The 20,713-nt window shown below is 56.1% G+C and carries 19 protein-coding genes and 1 other annotated feature (1 of these 20 running past the window's edge); of the genes, 16 read left to right on the top strand and 3 right to left on the bottom strand.

Going from position 1 to position 20,713, the window contains the following annotated elements:
- Positions 1 to 4 precede the first annotated feature (4 nt).
- The gene (locus tag FKP33_RS06835) at positions 5 to 1,276 is read right to left on the bottom strand and encodes an N-acetylmuramoyl-L-alanine amidase (protein ID WP_141334307.1); all 1,272 of its coding nucleotides are present in this window, start codon (positions 1,274 to 1,276) and stop codon (positions 5 to 7) included.
- A 176-nt stretch (positions 1,277 to 1,452) separates the two neighbouring features.
- Here FKP33_RS06835 and FKP33_RS06830 point away from each other — a divergent pair, with 176 nt between their 5' ends.
- The 9 genes from FKP33_RS06830 to FKP33_RS06790 all read left to right on the top strand — a co-directional run bounded on the left by FKP33_RS06830 (position 1,453) and on the right by FKP33_RS06790 (position 8,453).
- The gene (locus tag FKP33_RS06830) at positions 1,453 to 1,695 is read left to right on the top strand and encodes a DUF4321 domain-containing protein (protein ID WP_127607803.1); all 243 of its coding nucleotides are present in this window, start codon (positions 1,453 to 1,455) and stop codon (positions 1,693 to 1,695) included.
- 43 nt (positions 1,696 to 1,738) lie between these two features.
- The gene (locus tag FKP33_RS06825) at positions 1,739 to 2,350 is read left to right on the top strand and encodes a Maf family protein (RefSeq protein WP_127607805.1); all 612 of its coding nucleotides are present in this window, start codon (positions 1,739 to 1,741) and stop codon (positions 2,348 to 2,350) included.
- 101 nt (positions 2,351 to 2,451) lie between these two features.
- A complete protein-coding gene (gene radC, locus FKP33_RS06820) occupies positions 2,452 to 3,141 on the top strand; it encodes a RadC family protein (RefSeq protein ID WP_141334305.1) in 690 nt (229 codons plus the stop codon).
- A 55-nt stretch (positions 3,142 to 3,196) separates the two neighbouring features.
- A complete protein-coding gene (locus tag FKP33_RS06815; RefSeq protein ID WP_127607807.1) occupies positions 3,197 to 4,237 on the top strand; it encodes a rod shape-determining protein in 1,041 nt (346 codons plus the stop codon).
- A 60-nt stretch (positions 4,238 to 4,297) separates the two neighbouring features.
- Complete coding sequence (gene mreC / locus FKP33_RS06810; protein ID WP_127607809.1) at positions 4,298 to 5,152, top strand: rod shape-determining protein MreC; 855 nt, start codon at positions 4,298 to 4,300, stop codon at positions 5,150 to 5,152.
- Between the two features lie 14 nt (positions 5,153 to 5,166).
- Positions 5,167 to 5,694 (top strand): rod shape-determining protein MreD, encoded by a 528-nt coding sequence (gene mreD / locus FKP33_RS06805; protein WP_141334303.1) that lies wholly within the window; start codon positions 5,167 to 5,169, stop codon positions 5,692 to 5,694.
- Between the two features lie 70 nt (positions 5,695 to 5,764).
- On the top strand, positions 5,765 to 6,421 hold the full coding sequence (gene minC / locus FKP33_RS06800) for a septum site-determining protein MinC (RefSeq protein ID WP_054798070.1): 657 nt from the start codon (positions 5,765 to 5,767) through the stop codon (positions 6,419 to 6,421).
- Positions 6,422 to 6,493: 72 nt separating this feature from the next.
- Positions 6,494 to 7,291, top strand: a complete 798-nt coding sequence (gene minD, locus FKP33_RS06795) for a septum site-determining protein MinD (RefSeq protein WP_054800146.1) — start codon at positions 6,494 to 6,496, stop codon at positions 7,289 to 7,291.
- 7 nt (positions 7,292 to 7,298) lie between these two features.
- On the top strand, positions 7,299 to 8,453 hold the full coding sequence (locus FKP33_RS06790; protein ID WP_127607812.1) for an FtsW/RodA/SpoVE family cell cycle protein: 1,155 nt from the start codon (positions 7,299 to 7,301) through the stop codon (positions 8,451 to 8,453).
- A 146-nt stretch (positions 8,454 to 8,599) separates the two neighbouring features.
- Here the strand turns inward: FKP33_RS06790 and FKP33_RS06785 are convergent, their stop codons facing one another.
- Both FKP33_RS06785 and FKP33_RS06780 read right to left on the bottom strand, forming a co-directional pair.
- Positions 8,600 to 9,631, bottom strand: coding sequence for an anthranilate phosphoribosyltransferase (locus tag FKP33_RS06785; RefSeq protein WP_054798071.1), 1,032 nt, complete (start codon positions 9,629 to 9,631; stop codon positions 8,600 to 8,602).
- The gene (locus FKP33_RS06780; RefSeq protein WP_164751808.1) at positions 9,628 to 10,272 is read right to left on the bottom strand and encodes an ANTAR domain-containing response regulator; all 645 of its coding nucleotides are present in this window, start codon (positions 10,270 to 10,272) and stop codon (positions 9,628 to 9,630) included. Before FKP33_RS06780 ends, FKP33_RS06785 begins: the two co-directional genes overlap by 4 nt.
- A gap of 554 nt (positions 10,273 to 10,826) precedes the next feature.
- Here FKP33_RS06780 and FKP33_RS06775 point away from each other — a divergent pair.
- The 7 genes from FKP33_RS06775 to FKP33_RS06745 all read left to right on the top strand — a co-directional run bounded on the left by FKP33_RS06775 (position 10,827) and on the right by FKP33_RS06745 (position 20,642).
- Positions 10,827 to 12,062 (top strand): nitrate/nitrite transporter, encoded by a 1,236-nt coding sequence (locus FKP33_RS06775; RefSeq protein ID WP_127607816.1) that lies wholly within the window; start codon positions 10,827 to 10,829, stop codon positions 12,060 to 12,062.
- Between the two features lie 269 nt (positions 12,063 to 12,331).
- Positions 12,332 to 14,752 (top strand): nitrite reductase large subunit NirB, encoded by a 2,421-nt coding sequence (gene nirB, locus FKP33_RS06770; RefSeq protein ID WP_141334301.1) that lies wholly within the window; start codon positions 12,332 to 12,334, stop codon positions 14,750 to 14,752.
- Between the two features lie 50 nt (positions 14,753 to 14,802).
- Positions 14,803 to 15,153, top strand: a complete 351-nt coding sequence (gene nirD, locus FKP33_RS06765) for a nitrite reductase small subunit NirD (protein WP_054798074.1) — start codon at positions 14,803 to 14,805, stop codon at positions 15,151 to 15,153.
- A gap of 29 nt (positions 15,154 to 15,182) precedes the next feature.
- A complete protein-coding gene (locus FKP33_RS06760; protein WP_258313395.1) occupies positions 15,183 to 17,387 on the top strand; it encodes a molybdopterin oxidoreductase family protein in 2,205 nt (734 codons plus the stop codon).
- 136 nt (positions 17,388 to 17,523) lie between these two features.
- Positions 17,524 to 18,438, top strand: coding sequence for a M23 family metallopeptidase (locus tag FKP33_RS06755; RefSeq protein WP_141334299.1), 915 nt, complete (start codon positions 17,524 to 17,526; stop codon positions 18,436 to 18,438).
- On the top strand, positions 18,431 to 19,339 hold the full coding sequence (locus tag FKP33_RS06750; RefSeq protein WP_141334297.1) for a M50 family metallopeptidase: 909 nt from the start codon (positions 18,431 to 18,433) through the stop codon (positions 19,337 to 19,339). The genes FKP33_RS06755 and FKP33_RS06750 overlap by 8 nt, the downstream gene beginning before the upstream one ends.
- 61 nt (positions 19,340 to 19,400) lie before the next feature.
- Complete coding sequence (locus FKP33_RS06745; RefSeq protein WP_181410061.1) at positions 19,401 to 20,642, top strand: Rne/Rng family ribonuclease; 1,242 nt, start codon at positions 19,401 to 19,403, stop codon at positions 20,640 to 20,642.
- 51 nt (positions 20,643 to 20,693) lie between these two features.
- Positions 20,694 to 20,713, top strand: a sequence feature (ribosomal protein L21 leader region); it runs 69 nt beyond the window's last position.

Raw genomic sequence — 20,713 nt, 5'->3', positions numbered from 1 at the left:
GCCGTTATTTGGGATTCTTATAACGGTCGATCAGCGCTGCGGCCTCCGCCCGGTTCATTGCGCGCTCCGGCGCAAATTCGGTTGCGGTAACGCCGTCAATGAAGCCGCTCGCTTTCAGCGCCGCGATCGCCTCCGCCGCCCAGTAGTCCCCGGGCACGTCGCGGAACGGCTGGCGGACGCTGTCCGCCGGCGCAGGCTTGGCCAAGCGCTGGAACAGGGCGGCAACCTCGGCGCGGCTGACCGGGTTGTCCGGTCGCAGCGTGCCGTCGGGGTAGCCGTCCAGCAGGCCGGCCTTCACAGCCTGATCCAGCGCGGCGTAAGCCCAGTGCCCCGCCGTCACGTCGCGGAAGCCGGACGCTCCTTTCTTCGTCGCGTCGCTGCGGCAGCCGCCCGCGTCATACACGGCTTGTGCGACCGTCGCTGCGGCGCCGCTTGCGCAAGCCGGGTTCTCAGCCGCGGCCGCGTCCAGGTCGAACAAGCGGCCGAGCAGCGTCACCCACTCGGCTCGCGTCAGCGCACGTGCCGGTTCGAAGCGCTTGCCGGTGCCGGTCACGATGGCTTGATCCGCGAGGCGCTGGATCGCTTCGCGCGCCCAATGGCCGCGCGTATCGGGGAAGGTTAGATTCGGCGGCAGATACGCCTCGATGCCCTTGGCGATTCCTTCCGCCATCGTCAGACGAGCCGAATCGTTCGCCAGCAGCGCCGCATCCGCGGAGTTCGACAGAAACGCCGTCTCGACCAGCACGCTGGGAATATTACCCGACCGAACGACGTACACGGCGCTCGGCACCAGACCGCGGTCTTCGCCGCCGACGGTTGCAACGAAGCTGTCCAGCACCTTCCTGGCGAGCTCGCGGCTTTCGGAGGTCAGCGCTCTCATCTCCGCGCTGGCCGGATAACTGGCTTGGGGATAAGCATCATCGTAGTAGAGAACCATGGCGCCTCGAGTGGACGGATTCGAGTACGAATTCGCATGGATGGATACGAACAAATCCGCGTTTTGGTTTTTGGCGAAGGCGACCCGCTCGCTCAGCGATAAATAAACGTCGGAGTCGCGGGACATGCGCACATCGTAGCCGCGTTGTTCAAGCAAATCGCGCAATTTACGGGAAATGTCCAGATTGACAACTTTCTCTTGCAGTCCGTTCACGCCGATCGCGCCCGGATCGTAACCTCCATGCCCCGGATCGACGACCACGGTCGCCGCCGAGGCTTGTCCGGGCAGCGTCCAGACGCATAACGCAACAAGTGCGGCTCGAAGCCAACGTTGTGCCATCCGGTCCCCCCCTTTCCGTCATTATTCTACAGGCTTTTATGAGCACTGTAAGCTGGTAACATCCTCCAACAAAAAACAGCCCGCCTCTTCCAAATATGGTATAATAACGAATGGCCCTGACGTATAAAAATCAGACAGCACGGGTTAATATTTTCCCGAAAGAGGTAACCTATATCTTGAAAAAAAATACGTTTACCCTCATTCTATTGCTGCTTGTCGGTCTCATTGCGGGAACGCTCATCGGGCAGTTATTGTCGGCTTATTCCGTACTTGCCTTTTTGACCAGGTCGGTCGAGCTCTCCTGGCAGCCGAAGGCGGATTTGCTCGTCATCCGGTACTACCTCGATTTTCATATCCGACTTAACCTGATCAGCATTGCCGGATTGGCGGCGGGCTTTTGGACTTTTAGGAAACTGTAAGAAACGGCTACCTTATTAAAAATTCGAAGCGGGGGATCGTTTTATGTCGATTACGACGACAAAAATCGTCATTTTGGCTTCATCGTCGCCGCGGCGGCAACAATTAATAAGCTCTTTGTCGCTTCCGTATCGGATCGAAGTCAGCGATGTCGATGAGACGACGGACCCTGGAAGGACGCCGTCGCAAATCGTAGAAGAGTTGTCCGAACGCAAAGCGAGGGCGATCTACGAACGTTATGAGAGAGAACCTGCCCAAGCGGAGGACGGCGTCATTGTCGGTTCCGATACGATCGTTGTGTTGGATGGGAACGTGCTCGGCAAGCCGCGCGACGAAGAGGACGCTTTCCGGATGCTGAAACGGCTGCAAGGACGCGAGCACGAGGTGTACAGCGGCGTCACTTGCATCGGACTTGCCGACGGACGGACGAGCGTGGCCCACGAGCGCACCGTCGTCCGGATGAAGCCGATGTCGGATGAGCGGATCCGCCGATATATCGCAACCCGCGAACCACTGGACAAGGCCGGTTCTTATGCGATCCAAGGGATCGGCGCGACGATCGTGGAACGAATCGAGGGCGATTATTTCAATGTCGTCGGACTTCCGATGTCGCTGCTTTCCGACATGTTGGCTGATTTTTCTATTGCTGTTTTTTGACCGGGTGAAATGGTATAATGGGTGTTCTAGAATAACCGGCTGCAGGCGTGACGGCGGGTTTGTCCGCTGTCGGCCGCCAGGGAGAAGAAAGAGGGGAATGCATGGAATCGCACAATATCACATTGCGCGATGTCCCGAATGAAGACCGACCTAGAGAACGAATGATACAGCATGGGGCTGAGGCTTTAAGCAACGCGGAACTGCTCGCCATATTACTGCGAACCGGCACCTACCAGGAATCGGCGGTCCGCTTGGCCGAGCGGCTGCTTCGGGAGAGCGGGGGGCTGCGGGCGCTCGTCGATGTAAGCCTGGAGCAGCTGACCTCTTTCAAAGGCATCGGCGCCGCCAAGGCGCTGCAAATCAAAGCCGGGATCGAGCTTGGACGAAGATTGGCGCGGTCGGCGATGAACGAAACCGTGACCATCCGTTCGCCGCAGGATGCCGCCGCGATTTTGACGGAGGATATGCGCTATTTGCAAAAAGAACATTTCGTCTGCTTGTTTCTGAACACGAAAAACCATGTGATCGGACAGGAGACGCTATCGATGGGCAGCTTGAACGCTTCGATCGTGCATCCGCGCGAAGTGTTTCGGGCCGCGATCAAACGAAGCAGCGCTTCCATCGTATGTGCTCACAACCATCCGAGCGGCGACCCGACCCCAAGTCCCGAGGACATTCAAATGACGAAACGGCTTGTGGAGGCCGGTGACATCGTGGGAATCGAAGTGCTCGATCATCTCATTATCGGCGACCTCCGCTTCGTGAGTTTGAAGGAACTCGGATTGATGTAATATAATACAAAACGCGTGAGACACGCCTTCAAATAGAGAAGGGAGTACCCTATTTATGTTTGGTTTCGAAGGATTTACGAAAGATTTAGGTATCGATCTCGGTACCGCCAACACACTAGTTTACGTCAAAGGAAAAGGCATCGTCGTCCGGGAACCGTCCGTAGTCGCGATCCGTACCGATACGAAAACAATTGAAGCCGTCGGCGAGGCCGCCAAAAAAATGATCGGACGCACCCCCGGCAACATCCGGGCCATCCGTCCGATGAAGGACGGCGTCATTGCCGATTTTGAGACGACGTCGACGATGATCAAATATTTCATTCGCCAGGCGCAGAAGCAGCGGTTGTTGTTCCAGCGCCACCCCAGCGTCATGGTATGCGTGCCTTCCGGGATAACCGCCGTCGAGAAGCGCGCGGTGGAAGACGCGACGCGGCAAGCCGGCGCGCGCGATGCCTATACCATTGAAGAGCCGTTCGCCGCGGCCATCGGCGCCGACTTGCCGGTCTGGGAGCCGACCGGCAGCATGGTGGTTGACATCGGCGGCGGGACGACCGAGGTGGCTGTCATTTCGCTCGGCGGTATCGTCACGAGCCGTTCGATCCGAGTAGCCGGCGATGAGATGGACGAGGCGATCACCCAATACATTAAGCGCACCTACAACTTGATGATTGGAGAACGGACCAGCGAGCAGATCAAGATGGAAATCGGTTCGGCGCTTCCGATGGAAACGTCGGCCAAGCTGGAAATCCGCGGCCGCGACCTGGTGTCGGGACTGCCCAAAACGATGTCGATCAGCTCGGATGAGATCACCGAAGCGTTGAGTGATACGGTGAACAGCATCGTTGACGCGGTAAAGGTGACGCTGGAGAAATGCCCGCCGGAGCTGTCTGCGGACATCATGGATCGCGGGATTGTGCTGACAGGCGGCGGGGGACTGCTGCGCAACCTGGACAGGCTGCTTGCACGCGAAACCGGGATGCCGGTGCTTGTGGCGGAAAATCCGCTAGACTGCGTAGCGATCGGAACGGGCCGCGCGCTCGAGAACATCCATTTGTTCAAAACGAGATCGGGTCCTACCAGTAAAGCCAGACGTTAAGATGATTGTTCCGATAGCCGGATTTACCGCATTAAAGGTTGCAGGTGGAAGGTGTAAGCATTGAAGCTACTGGGGAACAAAAGACTGCTTATTCTGATGCTCGGCCTGATTTGTTTCATCGCGCTTATGGGATTGACGTTCGGTAAGCGGGGATATGAAACATGGCCGGAAAAGTTTGTCAAAGACTCAATCTCCTGGACGCAGGGATTGATTTATAAGCCGGTGGGCATGATCACCGGTTTCTTTCAAGATGTAGGCCAGCTGTGGACGATCTACGAAGAAAACAAGGTGCTTCGGGGAACGTTGTCCCGTTATGCCCGCGATACGACGCGTTTGAACGATCTTGAATTGCAGAATCAGCGGCTGCAGGACGCCCTTGGCTTTACCGAACGGCAAAAACAGATGAATCAATACAAATTCCGCATTGCCGAGGTCGTGTCGTTCGTCCAACAAGGGAAATCGATCACGATCAATTTAGGCGAGAAGGACAACATTCGGCCGAACATGGCGGTCATATCGGTAGAAGGCTTGATCGGCCGTGTGACCGAGGTGTCTGCGTTTTATTCGAACGTGCAGCTGTTGACCGGCATCGACGACAAAGCGGCGCTTGAGTCCAAAGCGATATCCGTCACGGTCAAGACGAAGGAGAACGAGTCATTCGGTTTGATCGAGAAATACGATCCGGAGGCGGGCAAGCTCGTCATGACCAAAATCGATCCGAACGACCCGCTCCAGGTTGGGGATACGGTCATTACATCGGGCAAAGGGCTTGTGTTTCCGCGCGGCATCGAGGTGGGCAAAGTCATCGAACGGCGCGAAGGCGATTTTGGCATTACCCACGTCGCCACGATAGAACCGTTCGCTTCCTTCAATCATCTTCGCGAAGTGTTCGTCGTTGAAGTGCCGGAGAGTTGAGGTGACGGGCAAAAGTGAGTTATAAGAAGCTTTGGTTGATTTTGTTCGGTTTGTTTTTGTTGGAAACGACGCTGCTGCCTTGGATCATCCCCCTCAGTTGGCAGTCGAACGTGGAAGTGAACCCGCACTTCGTGCTCGTTGTCGTTCTGTTCATCGGGCTATACATCCATCGGCATGTGGCGCTGATGTACGGATTGATTTTCGGCATGCTGTTCGATTTCATGACCTTCTCGCCGATGCTGGGGCCGGTGACGTTCGCCATGGGGCTGGCCGGGTATTTGGCCGGCTTGATGCAGGGGAGGATTTATTCCAGCATTGTGATCAGCATGCTAGTGATCGGTCTCGGCCATTTATTTTACGACGCAGCCTTATTCGGAATTTATCGTTTATTTCGCGTGACCCATATCCAGTTTGAGTGGGTGTTCCTGCATCGGATGCTGCCCAGCATGCTCATTAATTTGTTATTCGCACTGGTCATTTACGTGCCGATACGTCGTTTGTTCGAGAGCATGCCCGGAAAACCGGCGGAGAACGAAGAATAAATTTCCGCGGCCCGGCAGGAGAACGCCTGCGCCAAGCCGAATTGTATAGGCTTAGGAGGTAGGAACGTTTATGACGGCAGCCAAACATCATGTGACAATCAAAGGTGTTAAAGACGGGCTCGTCTTTTTACTTGATGATACATGTGAATTTTCTGACGTGCTGGAAGAATTGAACCACAAGTTGGAAAAGACGCATCAGCAAATTTTAACCGGACCGATTATCCATGTCCATGTAAAGCTCGGAAAGCGGGCGGTTACGGACGAACAGAAAGAACAGGTGCGCCGGATTATTAGTCAAAAGGGCAATCTGTTGATCCAATCGATGGAGTCGCTGGATCCCTCGCAAGACAGGGAGATGCCGGACGCCTCAGACGTGAAGATCGTCAGAGGCATCGTTCGCTCCGGACAAACCTTGACGCATGAAGGCGACATGCTGCTGCTTGGAGATATCAACCCGGGGGGCGCCATCGTCAGCACGGGCAGCATCTATATTATGGGTTCGCTGCGCGGAATGGCGCACGCGGGAGCGGACGGAGACGAGACAGCCGTTATCGCCGCCTCGCACATGCGGCCGACGCAGCTTCGCATAGGGGGTATCATCAGTCGTCCGCCGGACGAGTGGGACCTCAGCGAAGCTTTTGATGCGTATATGGAGTTCGCTTATGTGAAGCATGGTAAAATGGAAATCGACAAAATTCATCACATGCACCGATTTGCGCTCTTATAATAAAATTAAAGACCGGAACTATACATGTGATCACTGTGTACTTTTTAAACTACCCTTGAAGGAGTGGGACCTATGGGAGAGGCAATCGTCATCACTTCAGGCAAAGGCGGTGTCGGTAAAACGACGACGTCGGCCAACATCGGCACGGCATTGGCGCTGCAGGGCAAGAAAGTGGTCATGGTCGATACCGATATCGGGTTGCGCAACCTGGACGTCGTGATGGGCTTGGAGAACCGGATTATTTACGATCTGATCGACGTAGCCGAAGGACGCTGCCGTTTGCCGCAAGCCTTGGTCAAAGACAAGCGCTTTGATGAACTGTACATGCTTCCTGCGGCGCAAACGAAAGACAAACATGCGATTTCCCCGGACGCGGTCCGGCAAATTGTGCTCGATCTGAAGCGGGACTTCGAATATGTCATTATTGATTGTCCGGCCGGTATCGAGCAGGGCTTCAAGAACGCGATCGCCGGCGCGGACAAGGCGATCGTCGTCACGACGCCGGAGAATGCGGCCGTCCGCGACGCCGACCGGATCATCGGGCTGCTGGAGAAGGAACCGAACGTGGAATCGCCGAAGCTGGTGATCAACCGCATTCGTCCGAACATGGTCAAGAAGGGCGAAATGCTTGACGTCGATGAAATTTGTTCGGTGCTCGCCATCGATTTGCTCGGCATCGTCCCTGATGACGAATATGTCATTAAAGCGGCCAACATGGGCGAACCTACAGTGATGAACCCGAATTCCCGCGCGGCGATCGCTTACCGCAATATCGCCCGCCGTATACTTGGCGACTCCGTGCCGTTGATGCAGCTTGAAGACCGTTCCGGTATGTTCATCAAAATGAAAAAGTTTTTCGGGATAGGATGAAAGTCAAGTGCTGCACAAGTTTAAAAAAATTGACCCGCTGATCGTCTTCCTGCTGCTCGCTTTTATGGTGATCAGCACGCTGCTGCTGTACAGTGCGACCTTGAATGACAGTATGTTCACATTCGATACGAAGAAGCTGGCGATCGTTTACTCGATTTCCATTGTGGCATTCTTTTTGACGGCGGCTTTCGATTACCGGGTGTTGATCAAGACGTCGTATTATTTGTACGGTATCGGTATTTTGCTGCTGGTGGCCGTTTATTTCTTCGGTTCCAAAATCAACGGCGCCCGCGGTTGGTTCAAAGGACTGCCGTTCGGACTCGACTTTCAACCGGTCGAACTTGTCAAAATTATTTTAATCTTGACGCTGGCTACCTTCATGGCGAGACGAAAGGGCGAACCGCTTGAACTGCTGCGCGATGTCATTCCCATCGGTCTGATCGCGCTGCTGCCGATTTCACTTGTCATTATCCAGCCCGATCTCGGCAATGCGATCATCTTGGGCGTTATCTTGATCGGTATGTATTGGATCGGAAATATCAAGCTCATCTACGCTTTTCTTGGCGCGGCGATCATCACCGGCCTCTCGTACTTGTTTATATTTTTGTTCAAGCTGTACCATGTGCCGCTGCAAGCGTTCTTGAGATCGAAGGAGCTGCCGACGCACTGGATGGATCGGATCAATACGTTCGTTAACCCGACCGAAGCCGATAAGAACGATACGTACCACGTCGATAACGCCATCCGCGCAATCGGTTCAGGTTCGCTGACGGGGGAAGGGTATTTGAACGGATCGTCCATCCACAGCAATTTCATTCCGGTCGCCTATACCGATTCGATCTTCGTCGTCGTCGGCGAGGAGTTCGGGTTCGTAGGCGCGTCGATCTTGCTTTTAATGTATTTCGTGCTCATCTATCGGATGATCCTCATTTCCATTTATTGCGACAATTATGCCGGTTCGTTCATCATTATCGGCATTGTGTCGATGCTCGTCTTTCAAATCTTTCAGAATGTCGGCATGATGATCGGCATTATGCCGCTCACCGGGATTACGCTGCCGTTCATCAGCTACGGCGGTACGTCGTTATTGATCAACATGGTGGCGATGGGGCTCGTAATGAGCATTCGTATGCATGACGACAAGCTGTTGGACGAAGAATGAACGACGGGACCGTACGGCTGCCGCAAAAAAAGCCCGATAGCGCACCATCGTTTCGCTGCTTTCACTTGCCGGCTGTGGCGAGTCCAAGCGGTGCGGCAGCGCAAAAAGAAGACCCGAGGCCACAGAAGCCTCGGGTCTTCTTGGAATTACAGCGTCGAAACCGGATTGACCGCTTCCGTCCAATCCTTGTAGGTCTGAAGCGCGGTTCCTTGAATCAGCGCGTGACGGGCCAAATAGACGCCCTCTTCAATGGAACCGGCGATTCCGCCCGTCCAGAGACGAACGGCGCTGTTCAGCAGCACCATGTTCAAGTAGGGCAGCTCGGCGTCGCCGCGAAGCACGGAGAGCGCGGTGCTGGCTTGACGCTCCGCCGTCCATTCGCCTTCCGGCACTTCGACCATCAGCTCGAACAATTCCGGATCGACGATGAACAGCTCCCTTGCGCCGTCCCGTATCACATAAGTACGGGTACGCTTATCGACGGCCAAGTCCTCGGAGCCCTCCATCCCTTGTACGACGATGCCGCGGTTTACTCCGAGTTCGATTAGTGTGCCGGCGATTTTCTCGAACACCGTGCCGTGGAATACGCCGACGGCCATCGCTTCGGCATCCGTAAAGCGAAGCAGCTTCTCGGCCGTATTGAACACGGTGCGCAAGCCGAGTTCCTGCCTGAGCCCGCGCAATTCGCCCAGCGGCTTGCACCAGCGCTCGGTCGGTACGAACATAAATCCGGTTTGCTCTGCTGCAGAGATCAACGCATCCCGGGAGGCGTGGACGGCTGGAATATGAAGCGCCTGCAGCACGTCCGCAAGGGTGACGCCGTACTTCGGCGGCAGACTCGGGCTGCTGTGCAGCGTCGCCGGCATTCCGCAGGCAGCCAGAACGAACGCGGTCGGGAACGTGGCGATGAACGTGCGCGTTCGGCCGTCGTAAGGGCCGGCGCAATCGAAGCTGCCGCGAATCGGATACGGCGTGATGCGCTTGCGCAAAGCGTCGATGAAGGCGCGCAGCTCGACCGGCGATTCCATTTTGATCCGTTCCGCGACCAGGAAGGCGCCGATTTGAGCCGGGGTCGCTTCGCCGGTGAGAATGGCTTCGGCCCCTTGTGCGGCTTCGTCGTAAGTGAGGTCTCTGGCGCCGCGTTTGCCGCGACCTACTTCTTTAAGTAAAGATATCATCGTCTTCGGCCTCCTTTATTCTCATCCTGCAGCAGCTGATATACCTTGACGATGGAGGTGGCGACGTCTACCATTCGTTTTCGTTCGTTCATGGCCTGCTTGCGTAAAAAATCGTAAGCTTCCGCTTCTGAAATGTGCTTGATTTCACACAGGATTCGTTTCGCCTGATCGACCCATTTGCGCTCCTCCAGCTTGGATAACAACTGCTCCCGTTCCTGCTGCCACTCGGTCCTTTGGAAGTAATGGTTCACACCGAGCAGCAGCGCGCAGTGAATTTCCAACTCGCTCATACAGGAACCGAGCAAGCCGTCAATGCCCGGATCGAGCTTGCATGCGTGGCTCGGGAATGTCTCGCGGTCGCACCACCAGAAGACGGGGAGACTGCGTTCGGCAAGCACCCGGCTGCGCCAGTTCGCCACTTGATCGGTCGGCACCGATAACAGGACCGCATCCGCTTTTCCGATGTGAAAGGATAGCTCCTTGGAGCTGAAGGCCGCGTAAACGCGAAATCCCATATCTTTCAGCATCGCTTCGGGCACGGATTCCTTAATGACGGCGTCGGGGTCTTTCCGGATACTTGGCATGGAGGCGGCAGCGCGAGTTGGCTCCAACTCGTCAATAAGTAAAAAAGACTGTAACATGTCAACGCCCCCACGAATTATAATTTCATATTGTGTCATGTATATGTTAGGTTTTGGTTGATGATGCACGCTTTCCAATTAGAAATATAACATAAGACTCTGTTTTTTGTCGACAAACGAAAGGAAATGGTTAGGTCCTGGTTTTTTATGTAATGTTTATTGACACATCAAAAATCCCGTACTATAATAACGATATGAACAGTAAACGTTCGTTGACACAATGGTGTGTCAAACCTTGAGGCAATGGCGCCTATCCCTTACAATTACGTAAACGGATAGGCTTTTTATGTGCGCTTACACGCGACGCCATCTTACATGCAGTTCACAATGCTGTGGCTGCTGCGGCAATGAGGCCGATGGACGCTGTGCCCTACTGGCGCGGGTTTGTCCGTCGGCCTTTTTGCGTATGTGATCATCAAGACATCACGGCACAACACTAAAAAAACGGCAACAGAGTCAGAAAGAGACAGAGACAAAGAAAGAGACAGAGACAAAGAAAGAGACAGAAACTTGCGGATAGGCAGGCTTCAAGCTTATACAAGGGAGAGGATACCATGGTCGATCGGAAAGGTTTCTTGCAAAGCGGGCACAAAGGTTCGTTAATCAGCGCATTCTTGTATTTTGACGTGAGTTTTATGTTATGGGTTTTGATCGGTCCGATGGCGGTTTTGATTGCGAACGACTTTAACATGAACGCCGCGGAAAAAGCAAACTTGGTCGCGCTGCCTCTTCTGGGCGGATCGATTCTCCGATTGGTATTGGGATACTTAACCGACCGTATCGGACCAAAGAAAACGGCAATCGCCGGCATGCTCTTGACCGTTATTCCTTTGATTTACGGGTGGCAAGCTGCCGATACGCTTAACGACATGTACTTTGTCGCTCTCATGCTCGGGATTGCGGGAGCGAGCTTCGCAGCAGCGCTGCCGCTGGCCAGCCGCTGGTATCCGCCGCAATATCAAGGTTTGGCGCTCGGGATCGCCGGCGCGGGCAACAGCGGAACGATCTTCAGCACCCTGTTTGCCAACCGGCTGGCCGGGCATTACGGAGACTGGCACGTCGTCTTCGGCATAGCGCTCATTCCGCTTGTCATCGTTTTCCTCATCTTTATCTTCCTGGCGAAAGACAGCCCGACGCAGCCTGCTCCATTAAAGCTGGCCGACTACGGACGGGTGCTTCGTCAGAGAGACACATGGCTGTTCTGTCTGTTGTACATGGTGACGTTCGGCGGATTTTCCGGTATGGCAAACTACTTGACCATCTTTTTCAATACGGAATATAAGCTCAGTGCGGTAACGGCGGCGGATTTCGCAACCATCTGTATTGTCGCGGGAAGCCTGTTCCGCCCGATCGGCGGATGGATGTCCGACAAGATGGGCGGCATCCGGATGCTCATAACGCTGTACGCGGTAATCGGCATTATGCTGGCTTTTGTCTCCACGCTTCCTGCTTTGTGGCTCACGACCGGACTCTTGTTCATCGCGATGATGGCTATGGGCATGGGGAACGGCGCCGTGTTCCAGCTGGTGCCGCAGCGCTTTAGTCAGGAGGTCGGCATCATTACAGGCATCGTCGGCGCGGCCGGCGGCTTGGGCGGCTATTTCCTGCCGAAAATTCTCGGCAATTTGAAGCTTTCAACCGGCTCTTTCACCCCCGGCTTCCTGATCCTGAGCGGCATCGCTCTCGTCTGCATCGTTGTCATTGCGGTCGTTCAAGGCAAGTGGAAGCGCACTTGGATCGGCGAAGGCGGTAAAGTCAAGACAAGCGGGTTAGATGGCGTCAGCGCATAACGGACCGCGGGATCGTTCGGGCACGCTGGCCGATCGGCCAGCGGCAGCCGGATCCGCGCAAACGTCTTGGCATATGCAGCTCTGGGCCTGTGGGCTGCATACGCCACTCGTCTTTGGTAGTTCGCGGGTCGAACTAGGCTAGCTCGATATCCCAACTTTCGTCATTCGGGAGTGAGGAAGCGCACGGCTCCCGGTGACCTTTTTTCCGGCGAGATGTGGATAGATATACGGCGATATTGAGAACACATAATGGGAAGGGATGATTCTGCATGGCACAAAAAGAGAAGCTCGTATTGGTTGGAAACGGAATGGCCGGGGTGAACGCTGTCGAGCATTTGCTTAAGCTGGCTCCAGGAAAGTACGACGTTACCATTTTCGGGAGCGAACCGCATCCGAACTACAATCGGATTCTTCTGTCATACGTGCTGGCGGGCGATTCGAGTGTTGACGATATCGTCATCCATCCTTTTGAATGGTATGAAAACAACGGAATTACGTTATATACGGGGCAAACCGTGACGGCTATCGATACGGCGGCGCAAACCGTCACGAGCGATCAAGGGCTGACGGTTGCTTACGATAAATTAATTTTGGCAACGGGTTCCAATCCGTTCATGCTTCCGCTGCCGGGAGCCGATAAAGAAGGAGTTATGGCTTACCGTACGATTCACGATTGCGAGAAGATGATCGCCACAGCGAAGACCTATAAGAAGGCAGTCGTCATCGGCGGCGGTTTGCTCGGGCTTGAGGCGGCGCGGGGCTTCCTTAACCTGGGGATGAAGGTGGACGTCGTGCACATCGTCGATACGATCATGGATCGTCAGCTGGACCGGACCGCGTCGAAGATGCTGCAGGCAGCGCTTGAATCGCAAGGGATGAACTTTCTGCTCGGCAAGCAATCGGAACAGATTGTCGGGGATCAGCGCGTCACCGGACTGAAATTCAAAGACGGCACGATCGCCGAAGCCGATCTGATCGTCATGGCCGTCGGCATCAGGCCGAACGTGCAGCTGGCTAAAGAGGCCGGCCTCGAATGCAGCCCGGGCATCGTCGTCAACGACTACTTGCAAACGAGCGCGCCGAACGTTTATGCAGTCGGCGAATGTGCGATGCACCGGGGCATTGCTTACGGCCTTGTCGCTCCGTTATACGAGCAGGGTGCCGTACTCGCGAAGCATCTCGCCGGGGTGGAAACCGGGCCGTACGAAGGCTCCGTCGTGTACACCAAGCTTAAAGTGTCCGGCGTGGATGTGTTCTCCGGCGGAAGCTTCAACGATGCCGAAGGAACCAAAGCCATTCGCGTACAGGACGATTTCTCGGGCGTCTACAAGAAGGTCGTCATTAAAGACAACAAAATTATCGGGGCCGTCCTGTTCGGCGACACGTCCGACGGCACCCGCTTGATGCAAATGATTCGCGAAGGCACGGATATTAGCGGCATGGAGAAGACAGCCATTCTGAAGGATACGGCGGGGACAGGCGGCGCGGGCGGCGGCGTGGCGGACATGAGCGACGGTACGATCGTTTGCGGATGTAACGGGGTTACGAAAGGAACGATCTGTTCTTCGATCCGCGATCAAGGATTAACCAGCGTCGAGGAAGTGAAAAACTGTACGACGGCTTCGCGTTCTTGCGGCGGCTGTAAACCGCTCGTCAGCGATTTGCTGGCTTACACGCTCGGCGATGCTTACGATAAATCGCATGCGAAGGAAACGATGTGCGGCTGTACCGGGCACACGCGTGAAGAAATCGTGGAGGCGATCCGCGACAAAGGGCTTAGCCACGTGCGCGAAGTGATGCATGTGCTCGGCTGGAAGAACGAGGAAGGCTGCTCCAAATGCCGTCCGGCGCTGAACTACTACCTCGGCATGATTCATCCGCAAACCTATGAAGACGACAAGGCGTCGCGTTTCGTGAACGAGAGGATGCACGCGAACATTCAGAAGGACGGCACGTACTCGGTCGTCCCCCGGATTTACGGCGGCGTAACGAATCCGGCCGACCTGAAACGGATTGCCGAAGTCGCGGAGAAATATAACGTGCCGACGGTGAAGCTGACCGGCGGTCAGCGGATCGACTTGCTCGGCGTGAAGAAGGAAGACTTGACCGCGATGTGGGAAGAGCTCGACATGCCGTCCGGTTACGCCTACGGCAAAGCGCTCCGGACCGTCAAAACTTGCGTCGGCGAAGACTATTGCCGATTCGGAACGGGCGATTCGATGGGCGTCGGCATCGCGCTTGAGAAACGGTTCGAGCGGTTGAATACGCCGGCGAAATTCAAGATGGCCGTATCCGGTTGCCCGCGTAACTGTGCGGAGTCCGGCATTAAAGATCTGGGCATCGTATCCGTGGATGGCGGCTGGGAGCTGTATGCGGGCGGTAACGGCGGCGTGAAGGTGCGCGTGGGCGATCTGCTGACGACGGTGAAGACGGAAAGCGAAATTATCGAATATACGGAAGCTTACATGCAATATTACCGGGAAACGGGCAAATACGGCGAGCGCACAAGCGAGTGGGTCAACCGTTTAGGCATCGACCATATCCGTAAAGTCGTCGAGGACGAAGAGCAGCGTAAAGCGCTCTGCGCCAGAATGGACATCGCTTTGTCCGTCACGAAGGATCCGTGGAAAGAAGCGATTCACAGCGAAAAGCTTCAAAAAGATTTGTATGAAGTGGTCGAGCTGAACTAATTCGTAAGAGGAATCCGACAGACAAACAGGTGCCGGAAGGAGCGTTTGCGATGAGCGTACAAGAAGAACAAACGGTATGGGTCAAGGCCGTTTCCTACGAGGATTTGGCCGTGAACACGGGAAAGACGATTCGTTATCAAGGGGAAGAGGTGGCGCTGTTCAAATTGAGCGGCGGCAAGCTTCACGCCATTCAAAACCGCTGCCCGCATAAACAGGGGGTACTCGCGGAAGGCATCGTCTGCGACGAGCACGTCTTTTGTCCGATGCACGACCGCAAAATTCATCTGCCGACCGGGGTTGTGCAAAAGCCCGATACGGGCTGCGTACGCACCTATCCGACGAAAATCCAGGACGGCCTCGTGTTCATCGGCTTCTCGAAAGCGGAAGAATTAGCCAGCTGACGTCATTTCTAGCGGGAGTGTGAGGTGCCGTGATTGCAACCTTAATGTCATTAACAAACAAACAAACCGCCTCGCACTGCTGCTTCTGCAGCATGCAGTGCGGGCTCACCCTGCAGCCGAGCGGGGAAAGCCCGGGCTTGACCGTGAAACCGAGCCCTGACTTTCCGGTAGCGACAGGCCTTCTTTGCCAAAAAGGGCTGAACGCGCTGGATCATGTGCTGCATCCGGAGCGGATTACCGCTCCTTTGTTCCGGACGGACTGGCTGAAGCTGCCGTTCCGCCCCGCGGAAGAAGGCCTGCGCGAGACGGCTGCAGGGAAGGAAGCTCCCGCTGCGGCGTTTCCTTCGGCACGTTCGGCCGGAGCCGCGTGGAGCTCGGCGCCCTGGGATATCGCGCTGAAGGATATCGCGTCGCGAATCCAGGCGCTGCAGGCGCAATACGGCAACGATGCGGTAGCCGTTTACGGCGGCGGTTCGCTGACCAACGAGGTGTGCTATTTGCTCGGCAAGTTCACCCGTGTTGCGCTGCGCTCCAGGTATGTCGATTACAACGGGCGGTACTGCATGTCTTCGGCGGCGGCGGCGAGCAATCAAGCGTTTGGGCTCGATCGCGGCATGACGATGCCGCTGTCGGAGATTCCGAATGCGAAGTATATCATTCTGGCCGGCACGAACATCGCCGAATGCCAGCCGACGATGATGCCGTATTTGCTCGAAGCGAAGAAGAACGGCGCCAAGATCGTCACCATCGATCCGCGCAACACGATGACGTCGAAGATGGCCGACATTCACGTCAGGCTGCAGCCGGGCTTCGACTCCGTGTTTATGAACGGATTGCTGCACGTGATCATTACGGAACAGCTGGTTGCGAAATCATTCGTCGACGAGCGGACGACCGGCTTCGATCAGCTTGTTGAAGCGGTAATGCCGTTCACGCCCGCACGAGTGGAAGAGCTGACCGGAGTGCTCGAGGGCGTCGTTCGGACGATCGCGCGCGGCTTCGCGAAGGCGGAGACGGGCATGGTGCTGACCGCCCGCGGTTTGGAGCAGCAAGTGAACGGCGTGGAGAATACGCTCAACTATATCAATCTTGCGCTGCTGACCGGTAAAATCGGGCGCCGAGGCTGTGGTTACGGCGCCGTTACCGGACAGGCGAACGGCCAAGGGGGACGCGAGCACGGGTTAAAGGCGGATCAGCTTCCCGGTTATCGGCTGATCGAAGATCCGGCGGCGCGCGAGCATGTCGCGAAAGTATGGGGCATCGATCCGGGGGAGCTTCCCGGGAAAGGCGTTTCCGCCTACGAGCTGCTGAAGAAGGTGGACGAGGGCGAAATCAAAGCGCTTCTTGTGCTCGGCTCGAATCCGATCGTTTCCAGTCCGAACAGCCGGATGGTGGAGCGGGCGCTGCAGAAGCTCGAGCTGCTCGTCGTCGTCGATATGTTCGAGACGGAGACGGCGAAGTACGCGCACTGGCTGCTGCCCGGGTCATCGTTCCTCGAAGGCGAGGGGACGCTGACGAATCTCGAAGGCCGGGTGTTTCACCGCGGGCAGGCGCTCGAGCCGCCGGGTCAGGCGAAGCTGGATTACCGCTTCATTTGCGAGCTGGCGGAAGAGCTGGGCCGCGGTCAATATTTTCAATACGAAACCATCGAAGATGTCTTCAACGAGCTGGCTCTTGCCTCCGCCGGGGGCAAAGCGGATTACAGCGGCATAAGCTACGATCGGCTCAAGCGGGAGAAAGGCTTGTTCTGGCCTTGTCCGTCTCCGGAGCATGCCGGCACGCCGCTCCTGTTCGAGGAGCGCTTCCATCATCCGAACGGCAAAGCCCGGCTGTTCGGCATTACGCCGAAAATGCCTGCGGAGCCGATCGATACGGATTATCCCTACGTATTGACGACCGGCCGGATCCCGAATCATTATTTGAGCGGGGCGCAAACCCGTCGTACCGAAGGCTTGGACCGGAAGTCGCCGGAGCCGGTTGCGGAAATTCACCCGTGGCTGGCCGGTAAGATCGGGCTAGGCGTCGGAGACAAAATCCGGCTGACGAGCCGCCGCGACTCGCTTGTCTTTCAGGTTAAGGTAACGGAGGGGATTCAGCCTCGCACCGTCTTCGTTCCTTTCCATTGGGGCGGGGAAATGTCGGTTAACCGGTTGACGGTTGACGCGCTCGATCCGACAAGCCGCATGCCGGAATTTAAAATTTGCGCGGTTCAAGTCGAACGCGTACATGGTTAGGTTTTCCCTGCAACTCCCATCCGCTGCTGGCGCAGAACGGATGGGAGTTTTTCGCGCGGCGGCCCGTATATTTGCCCCTGCAGGCTCATAGGATGAAGTAAACAAGCTAGCTATAGGGCGAGGGAGGGGCAGGGGCTTGAATACGAGAAAAAATGTGCGTGAACGAAGGAACGAAAAAATCCGCAAGCTCCAGGAGCATGATTGGCGGCGCGGTTTCGGGGAGCCGGACTTGACCCATATGCATTTTCCGCTGAACGCCGATCCGCGTTACGCGTATCCGGACGAGCCTGGCGAGGACCAGGGTCGCTTCAACCGGCGCAATGATGGCATTCCGCCCGTACGTTCCGATCCTGAAGAGGAATGGAATCGCAAGTATCAACGGGAATGGGCGGCTTACGATAAACGCTATCCGGCAGGCGGCGGGGTGGCCGATCGTCCGCGCTTCAACCGGTTTGCCGTCCGAATACTGCTGAGCGGGCTGCTTTTTGCCGCCGTCTGGGGCTTATATAAGCTGGACCATCCTTGGGCCGAACGGGGGAAGGACATCGTATCCGCCGCTTTGTCGGAGCCGCTCGATACCGCTGCGCTCGCCGTCTGGTACGAGCGGTATTTCGGCGGGCCGCCTTCGTTTCTGCCGGCGATTAATCCGGCCAAGCATCAGGATGCGGAGAAGGTGGCCGCGCTTCCGAAGCATTATTTTGCGCCGGTACAGGGCATGCTGATCGCCGAATTTACGCCCGAGCAGGGCGGCGTGCTGCTGGGAGCGCAGGCGGGGACGCCGGTTTCCGCGATCGATACGGGAATGGTTACGTTCGCCGGGGAGAAGGACGATACCGGCTTTACGGTCGTGCTGCGGCACACCGGCGGGATGGAGACGGTATACGGCCATTTGGCCGCAGGCAACATTCAGGCGGGGGATTGGCTAAAAGGAGGAGAGACGGTGGGTACGCTGGCCAAACCGAAAGCGGGACAGGCGTCCGGGACGTTGTTCTTCGCCGTTTCCAAGGCGGGCAAGCCTCTCGATCCTTCGGATGTGATTACATTTGAATAAACGCCGGGGCATCTCTTGGAACTTATGGTTCGGCATTACATTTCGCTTTCATCCGCTGTTCACGCTGCTGCTTCTATTATCCGTCGTCACCGGGTATGTCGTCGAGATGCTCACGCTGTTCGGGATCGTCCTGATTCATGAAATGGGGCATGTGGCGGCGGCCAAAAGCTTCGGCTGGGATATCCGCGAAGTGCAGCTGCTTCCTTTCGGAGGCGTGGCGGTCGTCGAGGAAGCGGCGGGCACGCCCGCTTATCAAGAGGCGGCTGTAGCTCTGGCCGGGCCGCTGCAGAACGTCTGGATGATGCTGGTCGGTTATATGCTGATGCTGCTTGGAATCATTCCGCCCGTCTGGGGGCAATATTTCATAGAAGCGAACCTGCTGATCGCTTTGTTCAACTTGATGCCGGTGCTTCCGCTCGACGGGGGCAAAGTGATGCAAGCGGTGATCGGTTTATGGCTTCCTTACCAAAAAACGATGCAAGCGGCCTCCATGGTCAGTTTAATTTTGAGCGCGCTGTTTATCGCCGTGTCGGTCTTTCACCTGTTGACGGACCGAGGGGGCATTCAACTGAATGGGCTGTTGATCGGCGGCTTCTTGTTTTATTCCAATTGGTACGAATGGCGCGGGGTTCCGTATCGCTTCATGCGTTTCCTGCTGCACCGCGAGCGGCGGTTTGAGGAGCGGGTCTTCTACGGCACCCTCGCCGGGCCTATTGTCGTGCACGGTCACCGCAAAGCGGGGGACGTCGTACAGCTGTTTATGCGGGACCGCTATCATGTCGTCTATGTCCTCGATGACCGGGCGGCGCGCATTCGCCATATTATTCCCGAGCAGGCGATGCTCGATTGCTATTTTGACCAAACGAAGCGGGGAAGGACGGTTGCCGAGCTGTTCGCATGAGCGCGGCGAGCGCGCGATTCGCCAAAGATTATGGTACAATAGAGCCGAGGTGTTGCTGCACATGAAACGAATATTGGTGAAATGCGATGACGAGCATACCGAATTGGCGATTTTAGAGCACGGCAAATTAACCGAGTATTATAAAGGCCGGAGGGATCAAAGCCAGCTTGCGGGCAACATCTACATCGGCCGCGTCGTGCGCGTGCTGCAGGGCATGCAGTCGGCGTTTGTCGATATCGGGTTGGAACGGAACGGATTTTTGTATATTGATGATGTGCTTCCCGCGAATTTGGACAAGCAGCCGAAGGAGAAGCCCCCGATACACGATTTGGTCAGCGTCGGCCAACAAGTGATGGTGCAAGTGGCGAAAGAACCGGTCGGCACCAAAGGCGCGCGGGTGACCACCCATTATTCGATTCCCGGACGTTTCGGGGTGTATATGCCTTATGCCGACTATGTCGGCGTATCCCGCAAGATCGACAGCGCTTCGGAGCGGGATAAGCTGAAGAAGATGGCCGAGCGCCAGCTGCAGCCGGGAGAAGGGTTTATCGTCCGGACGGCAGCGCTCGGCGAGACGGAAGAGGCGCTTGCCGCTGATTTGCAGGAGCTGCGAAACCGGTGGCGGCGGCTGGAGCAGGCCTTGAACCAGGAGGGTTCCGTGCCGCGCAAAATACACAGCGATCTGGAGATGCTGCCGCGCCTGATCCGCGACTTGTTTCGCGAGGACGTGCAGGAAGTGCTGGTGAGCTCACCGGACGTCATGGCCGAGGTACGGGGGATCGTATCGATTCCCGGTTCGCATTGGCTGGCTGAACGGGTGAAGGTTCATACCGGCGCGGACGTGATGGATGACTTCGGCGTCGGCAAGCTTCTCGATCAAGGGCTGCGCAGGAAGGTATGGCTCGATAACGGCGGATATTTGATCGTGGACCGGACGGAAGCGCTGACGGTTTTCGATGTGAACACCGGCAAGTATACCGGATCGATTGATTTGGAGCAGACCGTTTACGACACGAATATGGAGTCGGCACGGGAAATTGCCCGGTTGCTGCGTCTTCGGGATATCGGCGGACTTATTATCATTGATTTTATCGATATGGAAACGGAAGCTCTGCGGCAGCAAGTGTTGGACGAGCTGATCAAGGAAGTGAAGAAGGACCGGACGAAAACCGTCGTCGTCGGCTGGACGAAGCTCGGCTTGGTGGAAATGACCCGTAAGAAGGTGCGCGACAGCAAGGAGATTACGTCATCCGAGCCTTGCCGGGCCTGCGACGGCACCGGCTTCGCGAACCGCGAGAAATAACCGTTGCATTGCTCCAGGTGTTTATGATAGAATATCATGGTGTGTTGCTATAGCATGCTGTAACCGCACGA

This window comes from Paenibacillus sp. tmac-D7 (genome assembly GCF_006519665.1).
Lineage (GTDB): Bacteria > Bacillota > Bacilli > Paenibacillales > NBRC-103111 > Paenibacillus_G > Paenibacillus_G validus.
This window is presented reverse-complemented; position numbering and strand designations above follow the sequence as displayed.